Below are 14,815 nucleotides of genomic sequence, written 5' to 3' on the forward strand. Positions count from 1 at the left end.
CGATAAATAACCATGACTACAGGCAGTGCTCTGTACATCCCGCCTTATAAGGCAGACGACCAGGATGTGGTCGTCGAACTGAACAATCGTTTTGGCCCGGAGGCGTTCACCGCCCAGCCTACCCGCACCGGCATGCCGGTGCTTTGGGTTGCCCGCGCCAATCTCGTCGAAGTGATGACCTTCCTGCGCAACCTGCCCAAGCCGTACGTCATGCTCTATGACCTGCACGGCGTGGACGAGCGTCTGCGCACCAAGCGTCAAGGGCTGCCAAGCGGCGCCGATTTCACTGTGTTCTATCACTTGATGTCGATCGAACGTAATAGTGACGTAATGATCAAGGTCGCCTTGTCCGAGAGCGACCTTAGCTTGCCGACCGTCACCAGCATCTGGCCGAACGCCAACTGGTACGAGCGTGAAGTGTGGGACATGTACGGCATCAACTTTGCCGGTCACCCGCACCTGACCCGCATCATGATGCCGCCGACCTGGGAAGGTCACCCGCTGCGCAAGGATTTCCCGGCCCGTGCCACCGAGTTCGACCCGTTCAGCCTGACCCTGGCCAAGCAACAGCTTGAGGAAGAAGCCGCGCGCTTCAAGCCTGAAGACTGGGGCATGAAGCGTTCAGGTGCGAACGAGGACTACATGTTCCTCAACTTAGGTCCCAACCACCCTTCGGCGCACGGTGCGTTCCGCATCATTCTGCAGCTGGACGGTGAAGAGATCGTCGATTGCGTACCGGACGTCGGTTACCACCACCGTGGTGCCGAGAAAATGGCCGAGCGTCAGTCCTGGCACAGCTTCATTCCGTACACCGACCGTATCGACTACCTCGGTGGCGTGATGAACAACCTGCCGTACGTGCTCTCGGTCGAGAAGCTGGCCGGCATCAAGGTGCCCGAGAAGGTCGACGTCATCCGCATCATGATGGCCGAGTTCTTCCGGATCACCAGCCACCTGCTGTTCTTGGGGACTTACATCCAGGACGTCGGCGCCATGACCCCGGTGTTCTTCACCTTCACCGACCGCCAGAAGGCGTACACGGTGATCGAAGCCATCACCGGTTTCCGTCTGCACCCGGCCTGGTACCGCATCGGTGGCGTCGCTCATGACTTGCCGCGCGGCTGGGAAAAACTGGTCAAGGATTTCGTCGAGTGGATGCCAAAGCGTCTGGACGAATACCAGAAAGCCGCACTGGACAACAGCATCCTGCGTGGCCGGACCATCGGTGTCGCCGCCTACAACACCAAAGAAGCCCTGGAATGGGGTGTCACCGGTGCTGGCCTGCGTTCGACCGGTTGCGATTTCGACCTGCGTAAGGCTCGCCCTTACTCCGGCTACGAAAACTTCGAATTCGAAATCCCGCTGGCGGCCAATGGCGATGCCTACGACCGTTGCATCGTTCGCGTCGAAGAAATGCGCCAGAGCCTCAAGATCATCGAGCAGTGCATGCGCAACATGCCGGAAGGCCCGTACAAGGCGGATCACCCGCTGACCACGCCGCCACCCAAAGAGCGCACGCTGCAACACATCGAGACCCTGATCACGCACTTCCTGCAAGTTTCGTGGGGCCCGGTCATGCCGGCCAACGAATCCTTCCAGATGATCGAAGCGACCAAGGGCATCAACAGTTATTACCTGACGAGCGATGGCGGCACCATGAGCTACCGCACCCGGATTCGTACTCCAAGCTTCCCGCACCTGCAGCAGATCCCTTCGGTGATCAAAGGCAGCATGGTCGCGGACTTGATCGCGTACCTGGGTAGTATCGATTTCGTTATGGCCGACGTGGACCGCTAAGCATGAACAGCCCGCTTATCCAGACAGACCGTTTCGCCCTGAGCGAAACCGAGCGCTCGGCCATCGAGCACGAGCTGCATCACTACGAAGACCCGCGCGCGGCGTCGATCGAAGCCCTGAAGATCGTCCAGAAGGAACGTGGCTGGGTGCCTGACGGCGCGCTCTACGCCATCGGCGAGATCCTCGGCATCCCGGCCAGCGACGTTGAAGGGGTGGCGACGTTCTACAGCCAGATCTTCCGTCAGCCCGTGGGCCGTCACATCATTCGCGTCTGCGACAGCATGGTCTGCTACATCGGCGGCCACGAGTCGGTGGTCAGCGAAATCCAGAGCAAACTGGGCATCGGCCTGGGTCAGACCACCGTCGACGGTCGCTTTACCCTGCTGCCGGTCTGCTGCCTCGGCAACTGCGACAAGGCGCCAGCGCTGATGATCGACGACGACACGTTCGGTGATGTGCAGCCTGCCGGCGTTGCCAAATTGCTCGAGGGCTACGTATGACCCTGACTTCCTTCGGTCCAGCCAACCGCATCAAGCGTGTCGCTGAGACTCATCCGCTCACCTGGCGCCTGCGTGACGACGGCGAAGCCGTATGGCTCGACGAATACCAGGCCAAGAACGGTTACGCCGCTGCGCGCAAGGCCTTCGCCGACATGGCCCAGGACGACATCGTCCAGACCGTGAAAGACTCCGGCCTCAAGGGCCGCGGCGGTGCAGGCTTCCCCACGGGCGTGAAGTGGGGCCTGATGCCCAAGGACGAATCCATCAACATCCGCTACCTGCTGTGCAACGCGGATGAGATGGAGCCGAACACCTGGAAAGACCGCATGCTGATGGAGCAACTGCCCCATCTGCTGATCGAAGGCATGCTGATCAGTGCTCGCGCGCTGAAAACCTACCGTGGCTACATCTTCCTGCGTGGCGAATACACCACCGCCGCCAGGCACCTGAACCGTGCCGTGGAAGAAGCCAAGGCTGCTGGCCTGCTGGGTAAAAACATCCTGGGTTCGGGTTTTGATTTCGAGCTCTTCGTGCACACCGGTGCCGGGCGTTACATCTGCGGTGAAGAAACCGCACTGATCAACTCCCTCGAAGGCCGCCGCGCCAACCCGCGCTCCAAGCCACCCTTCCCTGCCGCCGTGGGCGTGTGGGGCAAGCCGACCTGCGTGAACAACGTCGAAACCCTGTGCAACGTGCCGGCAATCATTGCCGACGGCGTGGACTGGTACAAATCGTTGGCCCGCGAAGGCAGCGAAGACATGGGCACCAAGCTGATGGGCTTCTCCGGCAAGGTCAAGAACCCTGGCCTGTGGGAATTGCCGTTCGGCGTCACCGGTCGCGAGCTGTTCGAAGACTACGCCGGCGGCATGCGCGACGGTTACACGCTCAAGTGCTGGCAGCCAGGCGGCGCCGGTACCGGTTTCCTGTTGCCAGAACACCTGGACGCACAAATGTACGCCGGCGGCATCGCCAAAGTGGGCACCCGCATGGGTACCGGCTTGGCCATGGCGGTGGACGACAGCGTCAACATGGTGTCCTTGCTGCGCAACATGGAGCAGTTCTTCGCTCGCGAATCCTGCGGCTTCTGCACCCCTTGCCGCGATGGCTTGCCATGGAGCGTCAAGCTCTTGATGGCCATCGAGAACGGCGAAGGCCAGCCCGGCGATATCGAGACCCTGCTGGGTCTGGTCGGTTTCCTCGGCCCGGGCAAGACCTTCTGTGCACACGCACCGGGTGCCGTGGAGCCGTTGGGCAGCGCCATCAAATACTTCCGTCCAGAGTTCGAAGCCGGCATCGCGCCCACCAGCGCCGTCGTCCCGCCTCTGGCAAAGCCGATCGTAGTCGGCGCGTAAACGCTTAAAAAAGGCGAAGGGTCCGTGCCCTTCGCCTTTTCGTCCGATGACGCCTTTCGAGGCTGTTTGGATTCGGACGAATAACAAGATTCCATTAGCCACGCCCGCTGACACCGGGCCAACGAAGAACTTTGAACCATGGCCACTATCCACGTAGACGGCAAAGAGCTCGAAGTCGATGGGGCAGACAACCTGTTACAGGCATGTCTGTCGCTAGGCCTCGATATCCCTTATTTCTGCTGGCACCCAGCCCTTGGCAGCGTTGGCGCTTGCCGCCAGTGCGCGGTCAAGCAGTACACCGACGAAAACGACACCCGTGGTCGCATCGTCATGTCCTGCATGACCCCTGCAACCGATGGCACCTGGATCTCCATCGAAGATGAAGAATCCAAGGCCTTCCGCGCCAGTGTTGTTGAATGGCTGATGACCAACCATCCTCACGACTGCCCGGTCTGTGAGGAAGGCGGTCATTGCCACCTGCAAGACATGACGGTGATGACCGGCCACAACGAGCGCCGTTACCGCTTCACCAAGCGTACTCACCAGAACCAGCAACTGGGCCCGTTCATTTCCCACGAAATGAACCGCTGCATCGCTTGCTACCGCTGCGTGCGCTTCTATAAAGACTACGCCGGCGGCACCGACCTCGGTGTATTCGGTGCTCACGACAACGTGTACTTCGGTCGCGTTGAAGACGGCACCCTCGAAAGCGAGTTCTCCGGCAACCTCACCGAGGTCTGCCCGACCGGTGTGTTCACCGACAAGACTCACTCCGAGCGCTACAACCGCAAGTGGGACATGCAGTTCTCGCCGAGCATCTGCCATGGCTGCTCCAGCGGTTGCAACATTTCTCCGGGCGAGCGTTACGGCGAACTGCGTCGCATCGAAAACCGTTTCAACGGTTCGGTAAACCAGTACTTCCTGTGCGACCGTGGCCGTTTCGGCTATGGCTACGTCAACCGCGAAGACCGCCCGCGCCAGCCACAGCTGGCAGACGGCGCCAAGCTGGGCCTCGACGAAGCACTGGATAAAGCCGCCGACCTGCTGCGCGGTCGCAACATCGTCGGTATCGGTTCCCCACGCGCCAGCCTCGAAAGCAACTACGCGTTGCTTGAACTGGTCGGCGCCGAGCACTTCTACTCCGGTATCGAAGCCGCTGAACTTGAGCGCATTCGTCTGGTTGTACAGGTGCTCAAAGACAGCCCGCTGCCGATCCCGAACATGCGCGACATCGAAGATCACGATGCGATTTTCGTCCTTGGTGAAGACCTGACCCAGACTGCCGCGCGCATGGCCCTGGCCCTGCGTCAATCGGTCAAGGGCAAAGCCGAAGACATGGCCGACGCCATGCGCGTTCAGCCGTGGCTCGATGCCGCGGTGAAGAACATCGGTCAGCATGCGCTGAACCCGCTGTTCATCGCCAGCCTGGCTGAAACCAAGCTCGACGACGTGGCTGAAGAATGCGTTCACGCCGCTCCTGACGACCTGGCCCGTATCGGTTTCGCCGTGGCTCACGCCCTCGATGCCAGCGCGCCGGCCGTTGAAGGTCTGGACGCTGAAGCCCTCGAACTGGCTCAGCGCATCGCCAACGCCCTGCTCGCGGCCAAGCGTCCGCTGATCATTGCCGGTACCTCGCTGGGTTCCAAGGCACTGATTGAGGCTGCTGCCAACATTGCGAAGGCCCTGAAGCTGCGCGAGAAGAACGGTTCCATCAGCCTGATCGTGCCAGAGGCCAACAGCCTCGGCCTGGCCATGCTCGGTGGTGACTCGGTCGACGCGGCCCTGCAAGCGGTGATCGACGGCAAGGCTGACGCCATCGTCGTGCTGGAAAACGATCTCTACACCCGTACCGACAACGCTAAGGTCGATGCTGCCCTGAACGCCGCAAAAGTGGTGATCGTGGCGGACCATCAGAAGACCGCCACCAGCGATCGCGCGCACCTGGTTCTGCCAGCCGCCAGCTTCGCTGAAGGCGACGGTACGCTGGTCAGCCAGGAAGGCCGCGCCCAGCGTTTCTTCCAGGTCTTCGACCCGACTTACCTCGACGCAAGCATTCTGGTTCACGAAGGCTGGCGCTGGCTGCATGCCCTGCGTTCGACCCTGCTGAACCAGCCGATCGACTGGACCCAACTGGACCATGTCACCGCTGCCGTTGCTGCGAGCAAACCGCAACTGGCGCGCATCGTCGATGCCGCACCGTCCGCCGCGTTCCGTATCAAAGGCCTGAAGCTGGCTCGCGAACCGCTGCGTTACAGCGGCCGGACCGCCATGCGCGCCGACATCAGCGTGCACGAACCTCGTACTTCCCAGGACAACGACACCGCGTTCTCGTTCTCCATGGAAGGTTACTCGGGCTCGGTCGAACCGCGTCAGCAAGTGCCATTCGCCTGGTCTCCGGGCTGGAACTCGCCGCAAGCCTGGAACAAGTTCCAGGACGAAGTCGGTGGTCACATCCGCGCGGGCGACCCGGGCACTCGCCTGATCGAAAGCACCGGTGATTCGCTGAACTGGTTCGCCAGTGTTCCGCGCGCGTTCAACCCGGCTCCGGGCACTTGGCAGGTCGTGCCATTCTTCCACCTGTTCGGCAGCGAAGAGAACTCTTCCAAAGCCGCGCCGGTTCAAGAACGCATTCCAGCCCCGTACCTGTCGCTGGCCAAGTCCGAAGCCGACCGCCTGGGCGTCAATGACGGTGCCCTGCTGAGCCTGAACGTGGCCGGCCAGACCTTGCGTCTGCCGCTGCGCATCAACGAAGAGCTGGGTGCCGGTCTGGTCGCATTGCCGGCCGGTATCGCCGGCATTCCGCCCGCGATCTTTGGCAAATCCGTTGACGGTCTGCAGGAGGCAGCGCTATGACCTGGTTCACGCCTGAAGTGATCGACATCATCATCGCGGTCCTCAAGGCCATCGTGATTCTGCTCGCCGTGGTGGTGTGCGGCGCGCTGCTGAGCTGGGTCGAGCGTCGTCTGCTCGCCCTCTGGCAGGACCGTTACGGTCCGAACCGCGTCGGCCCGTTCGGCGCGTTCCAGATCGCTGCCGACATGATCAAGATGTTCTTCAAGGAAGACTGGACCCCGCCGTTCGCCGACAAAGTGATTTTCACGTTGGCGCCGGTCGTGGCCATGAGCGCCTTGCTGATTGCCTTTGCGATCATCCCGATCACCCCGACCTGGGGCGTGGCGGATATCAACATCGGCATCCTGTTCTTCTTCGCCATGGCCGGTCTGTCGGTCTACGCGGTGCTGTTCGCCGGCTGGTCGAGCAACAACAAGTTCGCCCTGTTGGGCAGCTTGCGGGCCTCGGCACAAACCGTGTCGTACGAAGTGTTCATGGGCCTGTCGCTGATGGGCATCGTGATCCAGGTTGGCTCGTTCAACATGCGCGACATCGTGGAATACCAGGCGCAGAACCTGTGGTTCGTCATTCCGCAGATCTTCGGTTTCCTGACCTTCTTCATCGCTGGCGTCGCCGTGACTCACCGTCACCCGTTCGACCAACCGGAAGCGGAACAGGAACTGGCCGACGGTTACCACATTGAATACGCCGGCATGAAATGGGGCATGTTCTTCGTCGGTGAGTACATCGGCATCGTGTTGATTTCGGCGCTGCTGGTGACCTTGTTCTTCGGTGGCTGGCACGGTCCGTTCGGCATTCTGCCGCAGATCCCGTTCATCTGGTTTGCACTGAAAACCGCGTTCTTCATCATGTTCTTCATCCTGCTGCGCGCCTCGATTCCGCGCCCACGGTATGACCAAGTGATGGATTTCAGCTGGAAGTTCTGCCTGCCGCTGACCCTCGTCAACATGCTGGTGACCGCTGCGGTCGTGTTGCTCAACACGCCCGCCGTCGCGGCTCAGTGAGGATAGAGAATCATGAAGTACATTTTTGACATCGTGCATGGCTTCTTCACCCAGCTTCGCAGCTTGGTGATGATCTTCGGCCACGCCTTCCGCAAGCGCGACACGCTGCAGTACCCGGAAGAAGCCGTGTACCTGCCGCCGCGCTTCCGTGGCCGTATCGTGCTGACCCGCGACCCCGACGGCGAAGAGCGTTGCGTAGCTTGCAACCTGTGCGCCGTGGCGTGCCCGGTCGGTTGCATCTCGCTGCAGAAAGCTGAAACCGACGACGGTCGCTGGTACCCGGAGTTTTTCCGTATCAACTTCTCGCGCTGCATTTTCTGCGGCCTCTGCGAGGAAGCCTGCCCGACCACCGCGATCCAGCTGACACCGGATTTCGAGATGGCCGAGTTCAAACGTCAGGACCTGGTGTACGAGAAAGAAGATCTGCTGATCTCCGGCCCCGGCAAAAACCCTGATTACAACTTCTATCGTGTTGCAGGTATGGCGATTGCCGGTAAGCCGAAGGGCTCCGCGCAGAATGAAGCCCAGCCGATCAACGTGAAGAGCTTGCTGCCTTAAGGAAGAAAGATGGAATTCGCTTTCTATTTCGCATCGGGTATCGCTGTGGTGTCCACGCTTCGCGTGATCACCAACACCAACCCCGTGCACGCCCTGCTCTACCTGATCATTTCTCTGATCGCCGTGGCCATGACGTTCTTCGCCCTCGGCGCACCGTTTGCCGGTGTACTGGAAGTGATCGCCTACGCCGGCGCCATCATGGTGCTGTTCGTGTTCGTGGTGATGATGCTGAACCTGGGCCCGGCCTCGGTTCAGCAAGAGCGCGTCTGGCTCAAACCCGGCATCTGGCTGGGCCCGGTCGCCCTCGGCACCCTGCTGCTGGTTGAACTGCTGTACGTGTTGTTCAGCGATGCCAGCGGTCAGGCCATCGGCCACACCACCGTAGACGCGAAGGCCGTGGGCATCAGCCTGTTCGGTCCTTACCTGCTGGTGGTCGAACTCGCCTCGATGCTGCTGCTCGCCGCAGCCGTCACGGCGTTCCACTTGGGCCGCAACGAAGCCAAGGAGCAATGACGATGCCTGCTATCCCTATGGAGCATGGTCTGGCGGTTGCCGGCATCCTGTTCTGCCTCGGTCTGGTCGGCCTGATGGTCCGGCGCAACATTCTTTTCGTGCTGATGAGCCTGGAGGTCATGATGAATGCCTCCGCGTTGGCGTTCATCGTTGCCGGTAGCCGCTGGGCGCAGCCGGATGGACAGATCATGTTCATTCTGGTGATCAGCCTGGCAGCCGCCGAGGCCAGTATTGGCCTGGCGATTCTGTTGCAGCTGTATCGCCGCTTCCACACTCTCGATATCGACGCTGCCAGCGAGATGCGCGGATGAACCTTCTCTATCTGACTTTCGTATTCCCTCTCATCGGTTTTCTGCTGCTGGCGTTCTCACGCGGTCGCTGGTCGGAAAACCTTTCGGCGCTGATCGGCGTCGGCTCCATTGGCCTGTCGGCAATCGTCACTGCTTACATCATCTGGCAGTTCAACGTTGCGCCACCTGAAGGCGGTCACTACACCCACGTGTTGTGGCAGTGGATGGCGGTGGAAGGCTTCACGCCTAACTTCGCGCTGTACCTGGATGGTCTGTCCCTGACCATGCTCGGTGTGGTGGTCGGCGTCGGCTTCCTGATCCACCTGTTCGCGTCCTGGTACATGCGCGGTGAAGCCGGTTACTCGCGCTTCTTCGCCTACACCAACCTGTTTATCGCCAGCATGCTGTTCCTGGTCCTGGCCGATAACCTGCTGTTCGTGTACTTCGGCTGGGAAGGCGTGGGCCTGTGCTCGTACCTGTTGATCGGTTTCTACTACAGCAACCGCAACAACGGTAACGCGGCACTCAAAGCCTTCATCGTGACCCGCGTCGGCGACGTGTTCATGGCCATCGGCCTGTTCATCCTGTTCCAACAGTTGGGCACGCTGAATATCCAGGAGCTGCTGGTCAAGGCGCCTGAGCACTTCAAGGCCGGTGACTTCTGGATCGTTCTGGCGACCCTGATGCTGCTGGGCGGCGCTGTCGGTAAATCCGCGCAACTGCCGCTGCAAACCTGGCTGGCGGATGCGATGGCCGGCCCTACTCCGGTTTCGGCACTGATCCACGCCGCGACCATGGTGACCGCCGGTGTCTACCTGATCGCCCGTACCCACGGTCTGTTCGCCCTGGCGCCGGACATCCTGCACCTGGTGGGTGTTGTGGGTGGCGTGACGCTGGTGCTGGCAGGTTTTGCCGCACTGGTTCAGACCGACATCAAACGTATCCTCGCCTACTCGACCATGAGCCAGATCGGCTACATGTTCCTGGCCCTGGGCGTAGGCGCATGGGACGGCGCGATCTTCCACCTGATGACTCACGCCTTCTTCAAGGCGCTGTTGTTCCTTGCGTCCGGCTCGGTGATCGTTGCCTGCCACCACGAGCAGAACATTTTCAAGATGGGCGGCCTGTGGAAGAAACTGCCACTGGCCTACGCCAGCTTCATCGTCGGCGGCGCGGCCCTGGCGGCCTTGCCTCTGGTGACGGCGGGCTTCTACTCCAAGGACGAAATCCTCTGGGAAGCGTTCGCCAGCGGTAACCAGGGTCTGCTTTACGCAGGGCTGGTGGGTGCGTTCATGACCTCGCTGTACACCTTCCGCCTGATCTTCATCGCGTTCCACGGTGAAGCGAAGACCGAAGCGCACGCGGGTCACGGCATTGCTCACTGGCTGCCACTGTCGGTGCTGATCGTGCTGTCGACGTTCGTCGGCGCGATGATCGTTCCGCCGCTGCACGGTGTACTGCCAGAAAGCGTCGGCCATGCCGGTGGCGAAGCCAAGCACAGCCTGGAAATCGCCTCGGGCGCCATCGCCCTGTCCGGTATCCTGCTGGCCGCGTTGCTGTTCCTCGGCAAGCGCCGCTTCGTCACCGCCATCGCCAACAGCGGTATCGGCCGCTTCCTTTCGGCCTGGTGGTTCGCTGCCTGGGGCTTCGACTGGATCTACGACAAACTGTTCGTCAAGCCTTACCTTGCGATCAGCCATGTACTGCGCAAAGACCCGCTCGACCAGACCATCGGTCTGATTCCGCGTATGGCCAAAGGCGGTCACACCGCCCTGAGCCGCACCGAGACCGGTCAATTGCGTTGGTATGCCGCCTCGATGGCTGCTGGTGCCGTGCTGGTAATCGGCGCCGTCGTGCTGGTAGCGGTCTGATATGAACCTTGCGAACTTGCGAAAGGAAACGAGCCCGTCATGATTCTGCCCTGGCTAATCCTGATCCCCTTCATCGGCGGCCTGCTGTGCTGGATGGGTGAGCGCTTCGGCGCTACCCTCCCGCGCTGGATTGCGCTGATCACCATGTCCCTGCTGCTCTCCCTCGGCCTCTGGCTGTGGGCCAACGGTGACTATTCATTTGCTCCGGCGCCTGGTGCCGATCCGACGTGGGTGATTGAGTTCAAACACGTCTGGATCCAGCGCTTTGGCATCAACGTGCACCTGGCCCTCGACGGCCTGTCGCTGTTGATGATCCTGCTGACCGGTCTGCTGGGTGTCCTCTCGGTACTCTGCTCGTGGAAAGAGATCCAGCGTCATGTGGGCTTCTTCCACCTGAACCTGATGTGGATCCTGGGCGGTGTCGTCGGCGTGTTCCTCGCCCTCGACCTGTTCATGTTCTTCTTCTTCTGGGAAATGATGCTGGTGCCGATGTACTTCCTCATCGCGCTCTGGGGTCACAGTTCTTCGGACGGCAAGAAAACCCGGATCTACGCGGCGACCAAGTTCTTCATCTTCACTCAGGCTTCCGGCCTGATCATGTTGGTGGCGATCCTGGGGCTGGTACTGGTCAACTTCAACGACACCGGCGTGATTACCTTCAACTACGCCGATCTGTTGAAGACCAAGATGTCGATGACCACCGAGTACATCCTGATGCTCGGCTTCTTCATCGCCTTCGCGGTCAAGCTGCCAGTGGTGCCGTTCCACTCCTGGTTGCCTGACGCTCACGCCCAGGCACCGACCGCGGGTTCCGTGGACCTGGCCGGTATCTTGTTGAAGACTGCTGCGTATGGCCTGCTGCGTTTCGCCCTGCCGCTGTTCCCGAATGCCTCGGCCGAGTTCGCGCCGTTCGCCATGACCCTGGGTCTGATCGGGATCTTCTACGGTGCGTTCCTGGCCTTCGCGCAAACCGACATCAAGCGTCTGATCGCTTTCTCGTCCGTTTCCCACATGGGCTTCGTGCTGATCGGCATCTACTCCGGCAGCCAACTGGCGCTGCAGGGCGCGGTGATGCAGATGCTGGCGCACGGTCTGTCGGCCGCGGCACTCTTTATCCTCTCCGGTCAGCTGTACGAGCGCACCCACACCCGCGATATGCGTGAAATGGGTGGCCTGTGGTCGAAGATTGCCTACCTGCCAGCCCTTAGCCTGTTCTTCGCCGCCGCGTCGCTGGGCTTGCCGGCGACCGGTAACTTTGTCGGTGAGTTCCTGATCCTGATCGGCACTTTCGCCAGCGCTCCATGGGTCACCGTGATCGCTACATCCGGTCTGGTGTTCGGTTCGGTCTACTCGCTGATCATGGTCCACCGTGCCTTCTTCGGCCCGTCGAAATCGGACGCGGTGTTGCATGGCATGGACGGTCGCGAACTGATCATGGTGGTTGGACTTGCGGCGCTGCTGATCTACATCGGCGTGTACCCGCAGCCGTTCCTCGATACCTCTGCCGCGACGATGCATGGCGTACAGCAGTGGCTCGGCACCGCCTTCACTCAACTCGCTTCGGCCCGGTAAGAGCGCTATGGAATTCACGACTCAACACTTTATCGCGCTTGCGCCGTTGTTGATCACCAGCGCCACGATCATCGTGGTGATGCTGGCTATCGCATGGCGTCGCAACCACTCACAGACCTTCCTGCTGTCGGTGGCAGGTCTGAACCTGGCTCTGCTGTCGATCCTCCCAGCCTTGAAAGTCGCGCCGCTGGCCGTGACGCCATTGCTGCAGATCGACACCTTCGCTTGCTTGTACATGGCGCTGATCCTGGTCGCCACCCTCGCTTGTGTCACCCTCGCCCACGCCTACCTCGGCGATGGCGGTTCGGGTTACCCGGGCAACCGTGAAGAACTTTACCTGCTGATCCTGATGGCCGCCGCCGGTGGCCTGGTGTTGGTCAGCGCGCAGCACCTGGCCGGGTTGTTCGTCGGTCTGGAGCTGCTCTCGGTACCGGTTTACGGTCTGGTGGCTTACGCCTTCTTCAACAAGCGCTCGCTGGAAGCCGGCATCAAGTACATGGTGCTGTCGGCCGCCGGTTCCGCGTTCCTGTTGTTCGGTATGGCCCTGCTCTACGCCGACGCTGGCAGCCTGAGCTTCAACGGCATCGGTCAGGCCCTGGCGGCCACCGGTCTGCCAAGCTCTCTGGCTCAACTGGGCCTGGGCATGATGCTGATCGGCCTGGCGTTCAAGTTGTCGCTGGTACCGTTCCACCTCTGGACCCCGGACGTTTACGAAGGTGCTCCGGCACCGGTGGCAGCGTTCCTGGCCACCGCGTCGAAAGTCGCTGTGTTCGCGGTGATGGTGCGTCTGTTCCAGATCTCGCCAGCGGCGAGCAGTGGCGTGCTGAGCGACGTGCTGACCATCATTGCCATCGCGTCGATCCTGTTCGGTAACCTGCTGGCACTGACCCAAAGCAACCTCAAGCGTCTGCTGGGTTACTCGTCCATCGCTCACTTCGGTTACCTGCTGATCGCCCTGGTGGCGAGCAAAGGCCTGGCCGTGGAAGCCATCGGCGTGTACCTGGTCACCTACGTGATCACCAGCCTCGGCGCGTTCGGCGTGATCACCCTGATGTCCTCGCCGTACAACGGCCGTGACGCGGATGCCCTGTACGAATACCGCGGCCTGTTCTGGCGCCGTCCGTACCTGACCGCCGTCCTGACCGTGATGATGCTGTCCCTGGCCGGTATCCCGCTGACCGCGGGCTTCATCGGCAAGTTCTACATCATCGCTACCGGTGTCGAATCGCACCAATGGTGGCTGGTCGGCTCCCTGGTACTGGGCAGCGCCATCGGCGTCTTCTACTACCTGCGCGTCATGGTCACCCTATACCTGATGGAGCCGAACCTGCGTCGCCACGATGCGCAACTGCACTGGGAACAACGTGCAGGCGGCGTGATGCTGCTGGCGATTGCCGTACTGGCGTTCTTCCTCGGCCTGTATCCACAGCCGCTGCTGAACCTGGTTCAGCAATCGGGGTTGGCGGGTTGATCGCTTAAGCGATACTCGGTAACAAACAAAAACGGCACCTTCGGGTGCCGTTTTTGCGTTTTGGGGATTGCTCTCCCCTTTCTCGGAAAGGGACTGCGAAGACATCAGCATTGGCTGACATCCGCCGCCGACCCATTGGTGGCCAGGTACACAGATTTAGCAATTTTGGTTTAACCGCCCCCCTCTCCCTTCTCCTCCCCGATATCCAGAATCGCCTCGCGGGTGAATCAGCCGCGTCCTACATCCCGATCCTGCCTTCGACTTTAACGTAATGACTTGACCTAATTGGGCAGGAACAGAAGCCTTGACCTATTCGATTCTTGTGATAGAAATATACGCAGATAACGTACAGAACATGGACGCTCTTTTTATCGAATTACCCGTATTTCAAAAGCATCGAAGTGACTACCTGGATGATGATCTGTTTCACCGGTTCCAGCAGGAGCTGCTGCAAACCCCGGAAGCGGGAGATGTCGTCGAAGGCACCGGAGGTCTGCGCAAAATTCGAGTGGTGGATGAGCGGCGAAGCAAGGGCAAGCGCGGTGGGCTGAGGGTAATTTATTACTGGTGGTCCGGTTTCGACCAATTCTGGCTCTTTACCTTGTATGGCAAGAACGAGCAGGACGATCTGACGCCACAACAGAAAAAACTGCTTAAAGAAATGCTTTATCGAGAAATCAAAGCGAGAACGAGCGATGAAACGTGACATTTTTTCCGAGCTGGTAGAGGGGTTTGAAGCCTTGGCCGATGAGCGCCAAGGTAAAGTCACTCTACGCACGCACAAAGTAAAACTGGCCAAGCTGGCTCCGATTACGGCAGAGGAAGTGGTTGGCATCCGCCAGCAACTGAATCTCTCCCGGCCGGTGTTTGCGATGTACTTGCGCACCAACACCCGGACGCTGGAGAACTGGGAGCAAGGACGGGCGAAACCTAATGCTCAGGCGACAACGCTGATCCGGCTGGTTGAGCGCTTTCCGGAGACGGTTCAACAACTGGCGGCGCTGACCTGAGGTGTTTGCGGCGTTTTCAATGAC

General features: G+C 60.5%; 13 protein-coding genes. All 13 read left to right on the top strand.

Annotated elements, in window-relative coordinates:
- Positions 1 to 12: 12 nt before the first annotated feature.
- The 13 genes from nuoC (at position 13) to LOY56_RS17225 (ending at position 14,791) form a co-directional block, all read left to right on the top strand.
- Entirely contained in the window at positions 13 to 1,797 is a 1,785-nt protein-coding gene (nuoC, locus tag LOY56_RS17165; protein WP_258615894.1) for an NADH-quinone oxidoreductase subunit C/D, read from the top strand.
- 2 nt (positions 1,798 to 1,799) lie between these two features.
- Positions 1,800 to 2,297, top strand: a complete 498-nt coding sequence (nuoE, locus tag LOY56_RS17170) for an NADH-quinone oxidoreductase subunit NuoE (protein ID WP_030130919.1) — start codon at positions 1,800 to 1,802, stop codon at positions 2,295 to 2,297.
- The gene (nuoF, locus tag LOY56_RS17175; RefSeq protein ID WP_258615896.1) at positions 2,294 to 3,649 is read left to right on the top strand and encodes an NADH-quinone oxidoreductase subunit NuoF; all 1,356 of its coding nucleotides are present in this window, start codon (positions 2,294 to 2,296) and stop codon (positions 3,647 to 3,649) included. The genes nuoE and nuoF overlap by 4 nt, the downstream gene beginning before the upstream one ends.
- A 138-nt stretch (positions 3,650 to 3,787) precedes the next feature.
- Positions 3,788 to 6,502, top strand: coding sequence for an NADH-quinone oxidoreductase subunit NuoG (gene nuoG / locus LOY56_RS17180; protein WP_258615898.1), 2,715 nt, complete (start codon positions 3,788 to 3,790; stop codon positions 6,500 to 6,502).
- The gene (gene nuoH, locus LOY56_RS17185) at positions 6,499 to 7,506 is read left to right on the top strand and encodes an NADH-quinone oxidoreductase subunit NuoH (protein WP_258615899.1); all 1,008 of its coding nucleotides are present in this window, start codon (positions 6,499 to 6,501) and stop codon (positions 7,504 to 7,506) included. The genes nuoG and nuoH overlap by 4 nt, the downstream gene beginning before the upstream one ends.
- A gap of 12 nt (positions 7,507 to 7,518) precedes the next feature.
- Positions 7,519 to 8,064 (top strand): NADH-quinone oxidoreductase subunit NuoI, encoded by a 546-nt coding sequence (gene nuoI / locus LOY56_RS17190; protein ID WP_198044941.1) that lies wholly within the window; start codon positions 7,519 to 7,521, stop codon positions 8,062 to 8,064.
- A gap of 9 nt (positions 8,065 to 8,073) precedes the next feature.
- Entirely contained in the window at positions 8,074 to 8,577 is a 504-nt protein-coding gene (gene nuoJ, locus LOY56_RS17195) for an NADH-quinone oxidoreductase subunit J (RefSeq protein ID WP_007905076.1), read from the top strand.
- Between the two features lie 2 nt (positions 8,578 to 8,579).
- The gene (gene nuoK, locus LOY56_RS17200; protein WP_007946416.1) at positions 8,580 to 8,888 is read left to right on the top strand and encodes an NADH-quinone oxidoreductase subunit NuoK; all 309 of its coding nucleotides are present in this window, start codon (positions 8,580 to 8,582) and stop codon (positions 8,886 to 8,888) included.
- Positions 8,885 to 10,738, top strand: coding sequence for an NADH-quinone oxidoreductase subunit L (gene nuoL, locus LOY56_RS17205; protein WP_258615900.1), 1,854 nt, complete (start codon positions 8,885 to 8,887; stop codon positions 10,736 to 10,738). The genes nuoK and nuoL overlap by 4 nt, the downstream gene beginning before the upstream one ends.
- A gap of 39 nt (positions 10,739 to 10,777) precedes the next feature.
- Positions 10,778 to 12,310, top strand: coding sequence for an NADH-quinone oxidoreductase subunit M (gene nuoM / locus LOY56_RS17210; protein WP_258615901.1), 1,533 nt, complete (start codon positions 10,778 to 10,780; stop codon positions 12,308 to 12,310).
- A 7-nt stretch (positions 12,311 to 12,317) separates the two neighbouring features.
- Positions 12,318 to 13,781 carry an NADH-quinone oxidoreductase subunit NuoN gene (gene nuoN, locus LOY56_RS17215; protein ID WP_008014910.1) on the top strand — a complete coding sequence of 488 codons (1,464 nt, stop codon included), beginning with the start codon at positions 12,318 to 12,320 and terminating at the stop codon, positions 13,779 to 13,781.
- Between the two features lie 355 nt (positions 13,782 to 14,136).
- Positions 14,137 to 14,487: a type II toxin-antitoxin system RelE/ParE family toxin gene (locus LOY56_RS17220; protein ID WP_258622731.1), complete on the top strand. Its 351-nt coding sequence runs from the start codon at positions 14,137 to 14,139 to the stop codon at positions 14,485 to 14,487.
- On the top strand, positions 14,477 to 14,791 hold the full coding sequence (locus LOY56_RS17225) for a DNA-binding transcriptional regulator (RefSeq protein ID WP_030130910.1): 315 nt from the start codon (positions 14,477 to 14,479) through the stop codon (positions 14,789 to 14,791). The genes LOY56_RS17220 and LOY56_RS17225 overlap by 11 nt, the downstream gene beginning before the upstream one ends.
- Positions 14,792 to 14,815 lie beyond the last annotated feature (24 nt).

The sequence above is a fragment of the Pseudomonas sp. B21-048 genome (genome assembly GCF_024748615.1).
Lineage (GTDB): Bacteria > Pseudomonadota > Gammaproteobacteria > Pseudomonadales > Pseudomonadaceae > Aquipseudomonas.